A 14,462-nucleotide genomic window follows, 5' to 3' on the forward strand; every position below is an offset into this window, starting at 1 on the left:
TCGAGGGGTCCGGGGCCTTCCCCGTGTCGTTGTCGGCCCGGAGTCGTCAGTGCCCGTAGAACAGCCGCTCGAAAACGGCGCGGGCCTTGCGGGTGGTGCGCAGGTAGTCCTCCTCGAGCCGCCCGGCGCCGCCGTGCTCGTACCCGCACCAGCGGGCCACCGCCTCGAGGTCGGCCCGCTTCGACGGCAGGGCGTCGGAGCGGCGCCCGGTGCGCAGGACGTTGCCGTTGCGCACCGCCGTGGCGAGCCGCCACGCGGCGGACAGGGCCGTGGCATCCTCGGCCGTGACCAGCCCCGCCTCCTCCGCGGAGTGCAGGGCCAGCAGGGTGCTCGTGGTCCGCAGCCCCTGGATCCGGTGCCCGTGCTGGAGCTGCAGCGTCTGGACGAGCCACTCGACGTCCGAGAGACCGCCCCGCCCCAGCTTCACGTGCCGTGACGGGTCCGCACCGCGCGGCATCCGCTCGTTCTCCACGCGGGCCTTCATCCGCCGGATCTCCAGCAGCTGGCGCTCGGTGAACTCCTCCGGGTAGCGGCGCGGGTCGATGACGCGCCGGAAGGCGTCGGCCAGCTCGTCGCTGCCGGCCATGGGCAGGGCTCGGGTGAGGGCCTGGAACTCCCAGGTCTGCGCCCACCGGGCGTAGTACTCGGCGTAGGAGTCGACGGAGCGCACCATGGGTCCCTGCTTGCCCTCGGGGCGCAGGTCGTTGTCGATCTCCAGCACCCGCTCCGCCACGATGGGCGGCGTGCAGGGCGCCTTGAGCAGCTGCACCATCCGTTGCAGCAGCGTCTCGGCCTGCTCCCGGGCCGCCGCGGGGTCCGCGTCCCCCACCGGCGCGTAGACGTACATGACATCGGCGTCGGAGCCGTAGCCGATCTCCCGCCCGCCCTGCCGGCCCATGGCCACGACCAGGACGTCGGCGAGCCGCCCGTCCCGCTCGTAGACCTCCCGCTCCGCCACGTGCAGGGCGCCCAGGATGCAGGCCCGGTCGATGTCGGACAGCGCCTCCACGACCTGCTCGACCTCGAGCAGCCCGGAGGTGTCCGCGAGCGCCACGCGCAGCTCCTCGCGGCGGCGGATCAGCCGGATCATCCGCACGGCCTCCCCGGGGTCGGGGTGGCGGGCCATCTGGGCGCGGATCTCGCTCCACAGCGTCTCGAAGGGCACCGGGCAGAGCTCGTCGTCCTGGCCGAGCCAGGCGGTCGCCTCCGGGGAGTTCTCCAGCAGGTCGGTGACGTACCGGGAGCTCGAGAGGATCTGGCACAGCCGCTCCGCGGCGGCGTTCGAGTCGCGCAGCAGCCGCAGGAACCAGGGGGTGGTGCCGAGGGACTCGGAGAGCCGCCGGAAGCCCAGCAGACCGGCGTCGGCGTCGACGCCGTCGGCCAGCCACTGCAGGAGCACGGGCAGCAGGGTGCGCAGGATCTCGGCCCGCCGGCTGACGCCGCGGGTGAGCGCCTCGATGTGCCGCACCGCGGCCTTCGGGTCCCGGTAGCCGAGCGCGGCCAGCCGGTCCCGCACCGACTCCGGCGAGAGCTGGGTGTCGGTGTCGGGCAGGTGGGCGAGGGCCGCGAGCAGCGGCCGGTAGAAGATCCGCTCGTGCATCCCCCGCACGCTGCGCTTGATCTTGCGCCACTCCTCGAGCAGCGAGTCGCCGGAGGGGCGGGCGGTGTCGGCGGCGCCCTGCAACGACCGGGCGATGACCGTGAGCTCCCGCTCCGCGCGCGGCATGAGGTGGGTGCGGCGCAGGCGGAACAGCTGGATGCGGTGCTCGAGCAGGCGCAGCCAGCGGTAGTGGGCGGAGAACTGCTCGCTGTCCTGGCGGCCGATGTAGCCGCCCTCGGAGAGCGCGGTGAGGGACTCGGTCGTGGCCTGCGTCCGGACCCGCTCGTCCGTGCGCCCGTGCACCAGCTGCAGGAGCTGGACGGTGAACTCGACGTCGCGCAGGCCGCCGGGGCCCAGCTTGATCTGGCGCTCGCCCTCGGCGGCCGGGATGTTGTCGGTGACCCTGCGCCGCATGGCCTGCACGGACTCGACGAAGCCCTCGCGCGCGGAGCTGCGCCACACGAACGGCTCGATGGCCTCCCGATAGGCCGCCCCGAGCTCCGGGTCCCCGGCGACGGGGCGGGCCTTGAGGAGGGCCTGGAACTCCCAGGACTCGGCCCACCGCTCGTAGTAGCGCACGTGCGAGTCCAGGGTGCGCACGAGCGGGCCGTCCTTGCCCTCGGGCCGGAGGTTGGCGTCCACCTCCCACAGGGGCGGTTCCGTGCCACGGGACATGAGCGCCCGGGCGGTGCCGGTGGCGAGGGCCGTGCCGATGACGGTGGCCTCCGCCCCGTCCAGGGGCTCGGCGCCCTCCGGGTCCTCCACGGCCATGACGTGCACGACGTCGACGTCGGAGATGTAGTTCAGCTCCCGCGCGCCGCACTTGCCCATCCCGATCACGGCGAGCCGCACCCGCTCGACGGTCTCGGGGGCCCAGGTGCCGGCCGCCTCCGCCCGGGACACGGCGAGCGCCGCCTCGAGGGCGGCGGCGGCGAGATCGGCCAGCTGACGGCCGACGGCGGGCATGTGGTCGGCGGGGTAGAGCGCCCCGACGTCGCGGATGGCGATGCGCGCGAGCTCCCGCCGGTAGGCGACGCGCAGGGCGCTGCAGGCGGTGTCACCGGTCTCCGCGGCCACCGGGGTGCGCGCTGCGGGGTCCGCGCCGACCGACGTCAGCAGCGCGGCGCGGAACTGCTCCGCGGGGATCTCCTCGGGCTCGGCGGCGGCGGGCTCCGCAAGCAGGTCCAGGTGCTCGGGGCGCCGGAGCAGGAACTCCCCGAGCGCCTCGGAGGCCCCCAGCAGCCGGAACATGGTCTCGGAGGCCTCCGGGCCGGCGTTGATCCGCTCGGCGAGCTCCGGGGAGCCCTCGAGGAGGCGGACGGTGAGCTGCAGGGCGACGTCGGGCGACGCCGCCAGCGAGAGCCCCTCCAGGAGCCGGTCCAGGTCGACCTCGGCGAGCTCGGGGAAGCCGAGCCAGCGCTGAGCGTTGCCCGTGTCGGCGAAGCCGACCTTGATGAGCCGCCCGGACGCGACGGGGTCCGTAGCGGCGGCCGACTGGGGAGGGTGTGTCATGGGACGGTCCGTCCGGGTCAGAGGATGCCGAGGTTGTTCTTGAGCTCGAAGTGGGTGACGACCCGGCGGTAGTCGTTCCAGTCGCGGCGCTTGTTGCGCAGGAAGTAGTCGTAGACCTGCTCCCCGAGCAGCTCGGCCATGAACTCCGACTCCTCGGTCTCCCGGATGGCGTCGTACAGGCTCGAGGGCAGCGGGTTGTGGCCGAGGGCGCGGCGCTCCGCGGAGCTCATCGCCGCGACGTCGTCGAGCTCGACCGGCGGGAGCTCGTACTCGTTCTCGATGCCCCGCAGGCCCGCGGCCAGCAGGGCGGCGTAGGAGAGGTAGGGGTTCGTGGCGGAGTCGATGCCGCGGTACTCGATCCGCGCGGCCTGCACCTTGTCCGGCTTGGACAGCGGCACCCGCACGAGGGCGGAGCGGTTGTTGTGCCCCCAGGACTGGTAGGACGGCGCCTCTCCCCCGCCCCACAGCCGCTTGTAGGAGTTGACGAACTGGTTGGTCACCGACGTGAACTCGGGGGCGTGCCGCAGGATGCCGGCGATGAAGTGCCCGGCGGTGCGGGAGAGCCGGAACTCGGAGCCGGCCTCGAAGAAGGCGTTGGTGTCCCCCTCGAACAGCGAGAAGTGGGTGTGCATGCCCGAGCCGGGGTGCTCCGTGAACGGCTTCGGCATGAAGGTCGCGTAGAGGCCCTGCGAGAGCGCGACCTCCTTGATCACCGTGCGGAACGTCATGATGTTGTCGGCGGTCTGCAGGGCGTCGGCGTAGCGCAGGTCGATCTCGTTCTGCCCGGGGCCCGCCTCGTGGTGGGAGAACTCGACGGAGATCCCGACGGCCTCCAGCATGCTCACGGCCTTGCGGCGGAAGTCCTGCACCACGCCGCCCGGCACGTGGTCGAAGTAGCCCTCGTGGTCCACGGGGGTGGGCTGGCCCTCGGCGTCGAGGTCCGCGGACTTCAGCAGGTAGAACTCGATCTCCGGCGCCGTGTAGCAGGTGAAGCCCATGTCCGAGGCCTTCTCCAGGACGCGCTTGAGCACGCCGCGCGGGTCCGAGGAGGAGGGCTCGCCGTCCGGGGTGAGGATGTTGCAGAACATCCGAGCGGTGGGCTCCGTCTCACCGCGCCAGGGCAGGATCTGGAAGGTGGAGGGGTCCGGCTGCAGGAGCATGTCCGCCTCGGAGACCCGCGACAGTCCCTCGATGGAGGACCCGTCGAAGCCCAGTCCCTCCTCGAAGGCCGCCTCGACCTCGGCGGGGGCCAGGGCCACCGACTTGAGGCTCCCGACGACGTCCGTGAACCACATGCGCACGAAGCGGACGTCGCGCTCCTCGATGGTCCTGAGGACGAACTCCTGCTGACGGTCCATGGTTGCCTTCCTCGTCTTCCTGCCCGCGGCTCCGGCCGCCCGCGCGTGCTGTGCCGGCCGGGCACGACTGCTGTCCCGCCCACTCTAACGCGCGGCCCCGCCGCGTCCGCCGGGCGGGACGGGCGGGGCCGGACGCGCCCGATAGGGTGGGGCCATGACCCAGGAGACACCCCGCCCGGCACCGGGCGCGCTGGACGTGCGTCGGGTGCGCACGCACCACCTGCGCGAGGCGAAGCGCCGCGGCGAGAAGTTCACGATGCTCACGTGCTACGACGCCCTGACGGCCGGGATCTTCGACGCGGCCGGGGTCGACTCGCTGCTGGTGGGCGACTCCGCGGGCAACAACGTCCTGGGCCACTCCAGCACCCTGCCCGTCACGGTGGACGAGCTGCTGCCGCTGTGCCGGGCCGTGTCCGGGGCCGCCGAGCGCGCCTTCGTGGTGGTGGACCTGCCCTTCGGCTCCTACGAGGCTTCCCCCGAGCAGGCGGTGTCCACCGCGGTGCGCTTCCTCAAGGAGGGCGGCGCGCACGCGGTGAAGCTCGAGGGCGGGGCGTGGTTCGCCCCGCACGTCGAGGCTATGGTCCAGGCGGGGGTGCCCGTGGTGGCGCACATCGGCTTCACCCCGCAGAGCGAGCACGCCCTGGGCGGGTACCGGGTGCAGGGCCGCGGCGACGCCGCGGACGCGCTCGTCGAGGACGCCCGTGCCCTCGAGGCCGCCGGGGCCTTCTGCGTGCTCATGGAGATGGTCCCCGCCGAGGCCGCCGCGACGGTGGACGCCGCGCTTGAAGTCCCGACCATCGGCATCGGCGCCGGCGCCGCCACCACCGGGCAGGTGCTGGTGTGGCAGGACATGCTGGGCCTGCGCCGGGGCCGGATGCCGCGCTTCGTCCGGCAGTACGCGGACCTCCACGGCGTGGTCTCCGAGGCCGTGGGCCGCTACGTCGAGGACGTCCGCTCGGGGACCTTCCCGGGCCCGGAGCACGGTTTCTGAGCGGCCCCCCGCGGACGCGGTGCCCCCGGCGCCCGGCCGCTCAGCCCTCGTCGAAGGCGCGGTCCTCCTCGTCCCACTGCCGGGTGCGCTCCGCGGCGAGCTTCAGGGCGTTCTGCGCCTCCTCGCGCGTGGCGTAGGGCCCGAGCAGCTTGCGGTAGTCCGACTGCGGGCCCTCCTCCACCTGGTGGGTGTAGACGTTGAACCAGTACTCGCTCATGACCTCTCCTCTCGTCGGCCGCCGGGCCGGACGACCGGGCCGGCTCCGTGCCCGGGGCGCTAGGGTAGATCCTAGGCCCGGACCGGCCCGGACGGGGCCGGCACACCCGATCCAGGAGGTCCAGACCCCCGTGCCCACGCACAACCTCACCGCGCCCGCCCCCGGCGGCACCGCTCCCGTCGGGACGCTCGTGCCCGGCTCCGTGACTCCCGGCCGGCCCGTGCCGGCCACCATCCCCCGCCCGGAGTACGTCGGCCGGGCGGAGCCGGACGAGGGCCGCGGCGGCAACGTCTACACCCCGGAGGAGATCGGGCTCATCCGCGAGGCGGGCCGGATCGCGGCCCGCGCCCTGCAGGAGGCCGGCCGGGCCGCCGTGCCCGGCACCACCACGGACGAGCTCGACCGGATCGCCCACGAGTACATGTGCGACCACGGGGCCTACCCCTCCTGCCTGGGCTACCGGGGCTTCCCCAAGTCCATCTGCACGTCCCTCAACGAGGTGATCTGCCACGGCATCCCCGACTCCACGGTGCTGGAGGACGGCGACATCATCAACCTGGACGTCACGGCCTACAAGAACGGCTTCCACGGCGACACCAACCGGATGTTCCTGGTGGGCGAGGTCGACGAGGAGTCCCGGCTGCTGGTCGAGCGCACCGAGGAGGCCCTGAACCGGGCCGTCAAGGCGGTCCGCCCGGGCCGCGAGATCAACGTCATCGGCCGGGTCATCGAGAAGTACGCCCGGCGCTTCGACTACGGCGTGGTGCGGGACTTCACGGGACACGGAGTGGGCCGGGAGTTCCACTCCGGGCTGATCGTCCCGCACTACGACGCCGCGCCCTCCTACGCCACCCCCATGGTCCCCGGCATGGTCTTCACGATCGAGCCCATGCTGACCCTGGGCACGATCCAGTGGGAGCAGTGGGACGACGACTGGACCGTGACGACCCGCGACCGGCGGCGCACCGCGCAGTTCGAGCACACCCTGGCGGTCACGGAGGACGGGGTGGACGTCCTCACGCTTCCGTAGCCCCTGCCGTAGACTGCCCCCTGATCATCCGACCACGGCTCCACGAGAGGACCGCTCCATGACCACACCAGACCGCGACGCCGCCGCCGTCCCGAACCGCCGCGTGATCGGCATCGACTTCGGCGGCACCGGGACCAAGGGCGGGATCGTGGACCTCGACACGGGCGAGCTCGTCGGCGAGCGCTTCCGGATCCCCACGCCCCGCCCCGCCACGCCGGAGAAGGTCGCCGAGGTGGTGGAGCAGATCGTCGCGGAGCTGCAGTCCCGCCCCGAGGCCCCCGCCCCGGACTCGCCGGTGGGCATCGTCTTCCCGGCGATCATCAAGGAGGGCGTCGCGCTGTCCGCGGCGAACATCGACAAGTCCTGGATCGGCACGAACGTCGACGCGCTCATGACCGAGCGGCTCGGCCGCCCGGTCGAGGCCCTCAACGACGCCGACGCCGCGGGGCTGGCCGAGGCCGTCTACGGCGCCGGGCAGGGGGTCAAGGGCCTGGTCATCGTGATCACGCTGGGCACGGGGATCGGTTCCGCGCTGATCCTCAACGGGAAGCTCGTGCCCAACGCCGAGCTGGGCCACCTGGAGATCGACGGTCACGACGCCGAGACCAAGGCGTCCGCCGCCGCGCGCGAGCGCGAGGACATGCCGTGGAAGAAGTGGGCGACCACCCGGCTGCAGCGCTACTTCAGCCACGTGGAGTTCCTGTTCTCGCCCAACCTCTTCGTCGTCGGCGGCGGGGTGTCGAAGAAGGCGGAGAAGTTCCTCCCCTTCCTCGAGCTGCGCACGCCCGTGAAGGTCGCCGAGCTCCGCAACAACGCCGGCATCGTGGGCGCGGCCCTGTGGGCCGGCATCCCGCACGAGCCGGAGAGCTGAGCCCGGTCCCGACGACGACGCCCGGTCACCTCCACGTGGAGGTGACCGGGCGTCGTCGTCGAAACCGAAAGGTCCTGCGGGCACGAAAAAACCCGCCGGGAGCCGCGGCTTCCCCTCCGCGACTCCCGGCGGGAGCTTGTGGTCCTACTCTACGGCGCCGCCGCGGCCTGCGGCAAGAGACACGCCGGGACGTGCCGGCCGGAGCCGGGGCGGCCCGAGCGGGGGTCAGAGCAGCCGCGGCTGGGAGACGCCCTCGACCCCCTTGCCGCGCGGACGCCGGCCGGGGCGCCGCTTGGCGGCGCCGATCGGCTCCACGGTGGCGGGGATGGTCTGCTGCCCGGACTGCTCGGCCTGCTGCCGGCGCAGGAGGTCGATGGCCTCCTCGAAGTCCCCCAGACCGTCGAAGGCCTGGTAGACGCTGGCGAAGCGCAGATAGGCCACCACGTCCAGCCGGCGCAGCGGGGCCAGGATCGCGAGACCCACCTCGTGGGCCTCGATCTCCGCGGCGCCCAGCGCCCGGATCGTCTCCTCGACCTCCTGCGCCAGCATCGCGAGGTCGTCCTCGCTCACGGGCCGGCCCTGGCAGGCCTTGCGCACTCCGTTGACGATCTTCTGCCGGTCGAAGGGTTCGGTGACGCCCGAGCGCTTGATCACCGAGATCGTGGTGGTCTCGAGCGTGGTGAACCGCCGGCCGCACTCGGAGCACTGGCGGCGGCGGCGGATGGCCGTCCCGTCGTCCGTGGTGCGGCTGTCCACGACGCGGGAGTCGGTGTGACGGCAGAACGGGCAGTGCACGGTCGGATCAGCTCCCGGTGCGGATCGTGATGGCCGTGCCGTGCGCGGGCAGGTCCTCGGAGCGGGCGACGGCCACGATGTCCTCCCCGATCCGGGACAGCGCGTCCTGGGTGTACTCGACGATCTGCACGGCCTTCATGAACGCGGTGGTGGACAGGCCCTGGGCGTGCACCGCCGTCCCGCCCGTGGGCAGCACGTGGTTCGAGCCCGCCGCGTAGTCGCCGAGCGGGACGGGGCTGTAGGGACCCAGGAAGATGGCCCCCGCGTTGCGCACGCGGGCCGCGACCTCCTGCGGGTCGGCGGTGTGGATCTCGAGGTGCTCCGCGGCGTAGGCGTCGGCCACGGCGATCGAGGCGTCGAGGTCGTCGGTGAGCACGATCCCGGACTGCGGGCCGGACAGGGCGGTGCTGATCCGCTCCCGGTGCTTCGCCCCGGGCACCTGCCCGGCGAGCTCCGCCGCGACCCGCTCGGCGAGCTCCGGCGAGTGGGTGATCAGGACGGCCCCGGCGGCGGGGTCGTGCTCGGCCTGGGAGATCAGGTCGGCGGCCACGTAGGCCGGCACGGCGGTGTCGTCGGCCAGCACCGCGATCTCCGTGGTCCCCGCCTCGGCGTCCACGCCCACCACGGAGCGGAGCAGGCGCTTGGCCGTGGCGACGTAGACGTTGCCCGGGCCGGTCACGGTGTCGACCGGCTCGAGGACGTCCTCGCCGTCCGTGACCCCGTAGGCCATGGCGGCCAGCGACTGGGCGCCGCCGATGGCCCAGACCTCGTCCACGCCGAGCAGCCCGGCCGCGGCGAGGATCGTGGGGTGCGGCAGGCCGCCGAACTCCTTCTGCGGCGGGCTGCACAGCACCACCGAGCCGACCCCGGCGGCCTGGGCCGGGACGACGTTCATGACCACGGACGAGGGGTACACGGCCAGCCCGCCGGGCACGTACAGGCCCGCCCGGCGCAGGGGCGTCCACCGGTGCACGAGCACGGCGCCCGGAGCGACCTCGACCCGGGCATCGGCCGGGCGCTGCGCCCGCGCGAAGGCCCGGGTCCGCTCGATCGCGGTTTCCAGGCCCCGGCGCACGGCGGGGTCCAGCTCCTCGACGGCCCGGCGGATCTCGGCGGGGTCGACGCGCAGGGAGTCCTGCTCCACCCCGTCGAAGCGCTGCGCGTAGCGGCGCAGGGCCACGGCGCCCTCGGTGCGGACCGCGGCGAGGATCTCCTCCACGGCCTGCTGCGCCGAGGCGAGCGACGTGGAGCTCTGCCGGGGCACAGCCGCCCGCAGCTCGGACCAGGACAGGTGCCGGCCGCGCAGGTCGATCGTTCGCAGGGCGGGAGTCGTGGTCGTCTCAGCAGTAGTCACGCCTCCCATGGTATTCCACCGCGCCGCCCGGCCGCGGGCGCCGGGTCCAGCGCTCGGCCGCCCGGTGGCTCAGACCTCCAGGCAGGTCGGGCCGAGCAGGACCTTGAGGTCCCCGAACAGGGCGGGTGAGGGGTTCACCCGCAGGTCCGGGCCCAGGCGCAGCACCTGCACCTTCTGCCGCGTCTCGAGGTGGATGCGCACCTCGGAGTCCCCGCGGTGGTTGCGCAGCACCGCGCCGATCTCCTTGACCGTCTCCTCCGTGGCGCGGAACTCGGGCAGGGCGATGAGCACGGGCCCGCTGTGCCCGTCCGCGGAGAGCTCCGGCACGGTGAGCTCCTGCGCGGAGATCGTCACCGAGCCGTCGTCCCGGCGCTGCAGCCGGCCCTTGATCACGCAGATCAGGTCCTCGGCGAGCACGCCCGCGATGGGGGCGTAGGCCTTGCCGAAGAACATGACCTCGATCGAGCCCGTCCGGTCCTCGAGCTCCACCCGCGCGTAGGCGTTGCCCGAGGTCTTGGCGATCCGCCGCGACAGGGAGGTGATCATGCCCGCCACGGTCACGACCGCGCCGTCGGGCCGGCCGTCCTCGCCCAGCAGCGGCTGGATCGAGGTGTCGGCGTACTGCCCGAGCGCCTCGTCGAGGCCGCGCAGCGGGTGGTCGGAGACGTAGAGGCCGAGCATCTCGCGCTCGAAGGCCAGCAGGTCCTTGCGCTCCCACTCGGGCACGTCCGGCACCGCGACGGTCAGCGACGTGGTGGGGTCCTCGTCGTCCAGGCCCATGCCGCCGAAGAGGTCGAACTGTCCGGCCGCCTCCTGGCGCTTGACGGCCACCGTGGCGTCCACGGCCTCCTCGTGGCAGAGCACGAGCCCGCGCCGGGTGTGGCCCAGCCGGTCGAAGGCGCCCGCCTTGACCAGGGACTCGATGGTGCGCTTGTTGCACACCACGGCGGGGACCTTGGCGAGGAAGTCGTTGAAGGAGGTGAAGGCGCCGTGCTCCTCCCGGGCCTCGACCATCGCGCTGACCACGTTGGCGCCCACGTTGCGCACCGCGCCCATGCCGAAGCGGATGTCGGTGCCCACCGGGGTGAAGTTCAGCGCGGACTCGTTGACGTCCGGGGGCAGCACGGTGATGCCCATCCGGCGGCACTCCGTGAGGTACAGGGCGAGCTTGTCCTTGTCGTCGCCCACCGAGGTGAGCAGCGCGGCCATGTACTCGGCCGGGTAGTGCGCCTTGAGGTACGCGGTCCAGTAGGACACGAGACCGTAGGCCGCGGAGTGGGCCTTGTTGAACGCGTAGTCCGAGAACGGGAGCAGGATGTCCCACAGGGCCTTGATGGCGGCCTCGGAGTAGCCGCGCTCGGCCATGCCGCCGTGGAAGCCCTCGTACTGCTTGTCCAGCTCCGACTTCTTCTTCTTGCCCATGGCGCGGCGGAGGATGTCCGCCTGGCCGAGCGAGAAGCCCGCGACCTTCTGGGCGATCGCCATGACCTGCTCCTGGTAGACGATCAGGCCGTAGGTGGTGTTGAGGATCTCCGCGAGCGGCTCCTCGAGCTCCGGGTGGATCGGGGTGATCTCCTGCTGGCCGGTCTTGCGCAGCGCGTAGTTCGTGTGCGAGTTCGCGCCCATGGGACCCGGGCGGTACAGGGCGATGACCGCGGAGATGTCCTCGAAGTTGTCGGGGCGCATGAGCTTGAGCAGCTGGCGCATGGGCCCGCCGTCGAGCTGGAACACCCCGAGAGTGTCGCCGCGGGCCAGCAGCTCGTATGACTCGGCGTCCTCGAGCCCGAGGTTCTCGAGGTCGAGGACGAAGCCGTCCTGGTTGAGGGTGATGTTCTCGAGGGCGTCGGAGATGATCGTGAGGTTGCGCAGGCCCAGGAAGTCCATCTTGATCAGCCCGAGCCCCTCGCACGTGGGGTAGTCGAACTGGGTGATGACCTGCCCGTCCTGCTCGCGGCGCATGATCGGGATGATGTCGATCAGCGGGTGCGAGGACATGATCACGCCGGCCGCGTGCACCCCCCACTGGCGCTTGAGCCCCTCGAGGCCCTCGGCGGTCTCGAAGATCTTCTTCGCCTCGGGGTCCTGCGCGAGCACCTCGCGCAGCTCGTCGGCCTCGCCGTGGCGCTTGGCGGAGTCGTCGTAGACGTCCTTGAGGGAGATGCCCTTGCCCATGACGTCCGGCGGCATGGCCTTGGTGAGCTTCTCCCCCATCGAGAAGGGATAGCCGAGCACGCGCGAGGAGTCCTTGAGGGCCTGCTTGGCCTTGATGGTGCCGTAGGTCACGATCATGGCCACGCGCTCGTCGCCGTACTTCTCGGTGACGTAGTGGATCACCTCGGAGCGGCGGCGGTCGTCGAAGTCGACGTCGAAGTCGGGCATGGACACGCGGTCCGGGTTGAGGAAGCGCTCGAAGATCAGCCCGTGCTCCAGCGGGTTCAGCTCGGTGATGCGCATGGCGTAGGCGACCATGGAGCCGGCCCCGGAGCCACGCCCTGGGCCCACCCGGATCCCGTTGTTCTTGGCCCAGTTGATGAAGTCGGCCACCACCAGGAAGTACCCGGGGAAGCCCATCTGCAGGATGATGCCCTTCTCGTAGTCCGCCTGCCGCTGGACGTCCTCGGGGATCCCGCCGGGGAAGCGGTGGTGCAGGCCCCGCTGCACCTCCTCGACGAACCAGGACTCCTCGTCGTGGCCCTCGGGGGTCGGGAAGCGGGGCATGTAGTTCGCGGAGGTGTCGAACTCCACGTTGCACCGCTCCGCGATCTCCAGGGTGTTGTCGCAGGCCTCCGGGAAGTCGCGGAAGAGCTCCCGCATCTCCGCGGGGGACTTCAGGTAGAACTCGTCGGCGTCGAACTTGAACCGCTTCGGGTCCGCCAGGGTCGAGCCGGACTGCACGCACAGCAGGGCCGCGTGGGACTTCGCGTCCTCGGCGTGGGTGTAGTGCAGGTCGTTGGTGGCCACGAGCGGCAGCTGCAGGTCCTTGGCGAGCCGGAGCAGGTCCCCGGTGACCTGCTTCTCGATCCCCAGGCCGTGGTCCATCAGCTCGCAGTAGAAGTTCTCGGCGCCGAAGATGTCGCGGAACTCCGCCGCGGCCTGCCGGGCCTCCTGGTACTGGCCCAGGCGCAGGCGGGTCTGGACCTCCCCGGAGGGGCAGCCGGTGGTGGCGATCAGTCCCTTGCCGTAGGTGCTGAGCAGCTCCCGGTCCATGCGCGGCTTGTACAGCTGGCCCTCGAGCGACGCGAGGGACGAGGCGCGGAACAGGTTCTGCATGCCCTGGGTGGTCTCCGCGAGCAGCGTCATGTGCGTGTAGGCACCGCCGCCCGAGACGTCGTCCCGGCCGCCGTCGGCGAACTTCACGCGGGTGCGGTCGGAGCGGGCGGTGCCCGGCGTCAGGTACGCCTCCACGCCGATGATGGGCTTGATCCCCGCGTTGCGGGCCTTGTTCCAGAAGTCGAAGGCGCCGAAGACGAAGCCGTGGTCGGTCGTCGCGAGGGAGGTCATCCCCTGTTCGTGGCAGGCCTCGAAGAGGTCGTCGAGCCGTGCCGCACCGTCGAGCATGGAGTACTCGGTGTGCACGTGCAGGTGGGTGAAGCTGTTCTTGCCGGTCGCCGTCGTCACCCGACCAGTGTAGTGGCCCGCACCGACCCCGCCGCCCCGCCGGCAGGGGCCCGGCGGGGCGGCGCGACCGGGCCCGGAGCGGCGGCGCCCCGGACGGCGGCGGCGCCCCGGACGGCGGCGGTGCCCCGGACGGGGGGCGGCCGCACCGGGACGTCCCGGCCCCCGTCCGGGAGGCGGGCTCAGGCGGGCCCGCCGTCGCGCAGCGTCTCGAGGGCGAAGGAGAGGTCCGGCGGGTACGGGCTCCCGTACTCGACGAGCTCGCCCGTCCCGGGGTGCTCGAAGCCCAGCCGCACGGCGTGCAGCCACTGCCGGGTGAGCCCGAGGCCGGCCGACAGCGCGGGGTCCGCGCCGTAGGTGAGGTCGCCGCAGCACGGGTGGCGCAGCGCCGAGAAGTGCACCCGGATCTGGTGGGTGCGGCCGGTCTCCAGGTGCACCTCCACGAGCGCCGCCCGACCGAAGGCCTCCAGCACCTCGTAGTGGGTGATCGACGTGCGGCCGCCCTCGACCACGGCGAAGCGCCAGTCGTAGCCGGGGTGGCGGCCGATCGGGGCGTCGACCGTCCCGCGCAGGGGGTCCGGCAGGCCCTGGACCACGGTGTGGTAGACCTTCGTGACCGTCCGCTCCTTGAACGCGCGCTTGAGCGCGGTGTACGCGCGCTCCGTGCGGGCCACGACCATCAGCCCGGACGTGCCGACGTCGAGCCGGTGCACCACGCCGGCCCGCTCGGGGGCCCCGGAGGTGCTCACGGTGACGCCCGCGCCCGCGAGGGCGCCGACCACGGTCGGCCCCTTCCAGCCCGGCGAGGGGTGCGCGGCGACGCCGGGGGGCTTGTCGATCACCACGATGTCGTCGTCCAGGTGCACCACGCGGAAGTCCTCGACGAGCTGGGGCACGATCCGTGCCGGGTCCTCCGGCACGGGCACGTGCACGGTGAGCGTCTGGGAGGCCTCGACCCGGAAGGACTTGGCGACCGGCCGGTCGCGGTGCAGCACCCGGCCCTCCGCGCAGAGGCCGGCGGCCGCGGAGCGCGAGAGTCCCGTCAGGGCGGCCACGGCGGCGTCCGCGCGGTGGCCCTCGAGCTCGGGCGGGACGGTGAAGCGCTCCGGCACGTGCTCC

General features: G+C 72.6%; 10 protein-coding genes. 3 read left to right on the forward strand and 7 right to left on the reverse strand.

Going from position 1 to position 14,462, the window contains the following annotated elements; all coding sequences use genetic code 11:
- Positions 1-46: 46 nt before the first annotated feature.
- Together AVL61_RS07310 and glnA are read right to left on the reverse strand one after the other, a co-directional pair.
- The gene (locus AVL61_RS07310; RefSeq protein ID WP_058873700.1) at positions 47-3,112 is read right to left on the reverse strand and encodes a bifunctional [glutamine synthetase] adenylyltransferase/[glutamine synthetase]-adenylyl-L-tyrosine phosphorylase; all 3,066 of its coding nucleotides are present in this window, start codon (positions 3,110-3,112) and stop codon (positions 47-49) included.
- Between the two features lie 17 nt (positions 3,113-3,129).
- Positions 3,130-4,470 (reverse strand): type I glutamate--ammonia ligase, encoded by a 1,341-nt coding sequence (gene glnA, locus AVL61_RS07315; protein ID WP_058873701.1) that lies wholly within the window; start codon positions 4,468-4,470, stop codon positions 3,130-3,132.
- A 154-nt stretch (positions 4,471-4,624) separates the two neighbouring features.
- Between glnA and panB the strand changes: the two genes are divergently transcribed.
- A complete protein-coding gene (gene panB, locus AVL61_RS07320) occupies positions 4,625-5,461 on the forward strand; it encodes a 3-methyl-2-oxobutanoate hydroxymethyltransferase (protein WP_058873702.1) in 837 nt (278 codons plus the stop codon).
- A gap of 40 nt (positions 5,462-5,501) precedes the next feature.
- Here panB and AVL61_RS17820 read toward each other — a convergent pair whose 3' ends face one another.
- Positions 5,502-5,678, reverse strand: a complete 177-nt coding sequence (locus AVL61_RS17820) for an SPOR domain-containing protein (RefSeq protein WP_157571329.1) — start codon at positions 5,676-5,678, stop codon at positions 5,502-5,504.
- 130 nt (positions 5,679-5,808) lie between these two features.
- On the opposite strand from AVL61_RS17820, the gene map reads away from it, so the two are divergent.
- Complete coding sequence (gene map / locus AVL61_RS07325) at positions 5,809-6,708, forward strand: type I methionyl aminopeptidase (RefSeq protein ID WP_058873703.1); 900 nt, start codon at positions 5,809-5,811, stop codon at positions 6,706-6,708.
- Positions 6,709-6,766: 58 nt separating this feature from the next.
- A complete protein-coding gene (gene ppgK, locus AVL61_RS07330) occupies positions 6,767-7,579 on the forward strand; it encodes a polyphosphate--glucose phosphotransferase (protein WP_058873704.1) in 813 nt (270 codons plus the stop codon).
- Between the two features lie 225 nt (positions 7,580-7,804).
- Here ppgK and nrdR read toward each other — a convergent pair whose 3' ends face one another.
- From nrdR to AVL61_RS07350, 4 genes are all read right to left on the reverse strand, one after another.
- Positions 7,805-8,374 (reverse strand): transcriptional regulator NrdR, encoded by a 570-nt coding sequence (gene nrdR, locus AVL61_RS07335; protein ID WP_082697017.1) that lies wholly within the window; start codon positions 8,372-8,374, stop codon positions 7,805-7,807.
- Positions 8,375-8,381: 7 nt separating this feature from the next.
- Entirely contained in the window at positions 8,382-9,737 is a 1,356-nt protein-coding gene (gene hisD, locus AVL61_RS07340; RefSeq protein WP_058873705.1) for a histidinol dehydrogenase, read from the reverse strand.
- A 60-nt stretch (positions 9,738-9,797) separates the two neighbouring features.
- Positions 9,798-13,346, reverse strand: a complete 3,549-nt coding sequence (dnaE, locus tag AVL61_RS07345) for a DNA polymerase III subunit alpha (RefSeq protein WP_058873706.1) — start codon at positions 13,344-13,346, stop codon at positions 9,798-9,800.
- A 179-nt stretch (positions 13,347-13,525) separates the two neighbouring features.
- Positions 13,526-14,455 carry an RluA family pseudouridine synthase gene (locus AVL61_RS07350; RefSeq protein WP_058873752.1) on the reverse strand — a complete coding sequence of 310 codons (930 nt, stop codon included), beginning with the start codon at positions 14,453-14,455 and terminating at the stop codon, positions 13,526-13,528.
- Positions 14,456-14,462 lie beyond the last annotated feature (7 nt).

The sequence above is a fragment of the Kocuria rosea subsp. polaris genome (assembly GCF_001483755.1).
Classification (GTDB): Bacteria; Actinomycetota; Actinomycetes; order Actinomycetales; family Micrococcaceae; genus Kocuria; species Kocuria cellulosilytica.

Excerpts from the sequence above, each read along its gene's own strand:
- AVL61_RS07310 (WP_058873700.1), bottom strand. The coding sequence starts at position 3,112 with ATGACACACCCTCCCCAGTCGGCCGCCGCTACGGACCCCGTCGCGTCC.
- glnA (WP_058873701.1), bottom strand. The coding sequence starts at position 4,470 with ATGGACCGTCAGCAGGAGTTCGTCCTCAGGACCATCGAGGAGCGCGAC.
- panB (WP_058873702.1), top strand. The coding sequence starts at position 4,625 with ATGACCCAGGAGACACCCCGCCCGGCACCGGGCGCGCTGGACGTGCGT.
- AVL61_RS17820 (WP_157571329.1), bottom strand. The coding sequence starts at position 5,678 with ATGAGCGAGTACTGGTTCAACGTCTACACCCACCAGGTGGAGGAGGGC.
- ppgK (WP_058873704.1), top strand. The coding sequence starts at position 6,767 with ATGACCACACCAGACCGCGACGCCGCCGCCGTCCCGAACCGCCGCGTG.
- hisD (WP_058873705.1), bottom strand. The coding sequence starts at position 9,737 with ATGGGAGGCGTGACTACTGCTGAGACGACCACGACTCCCGCCCTGCGA.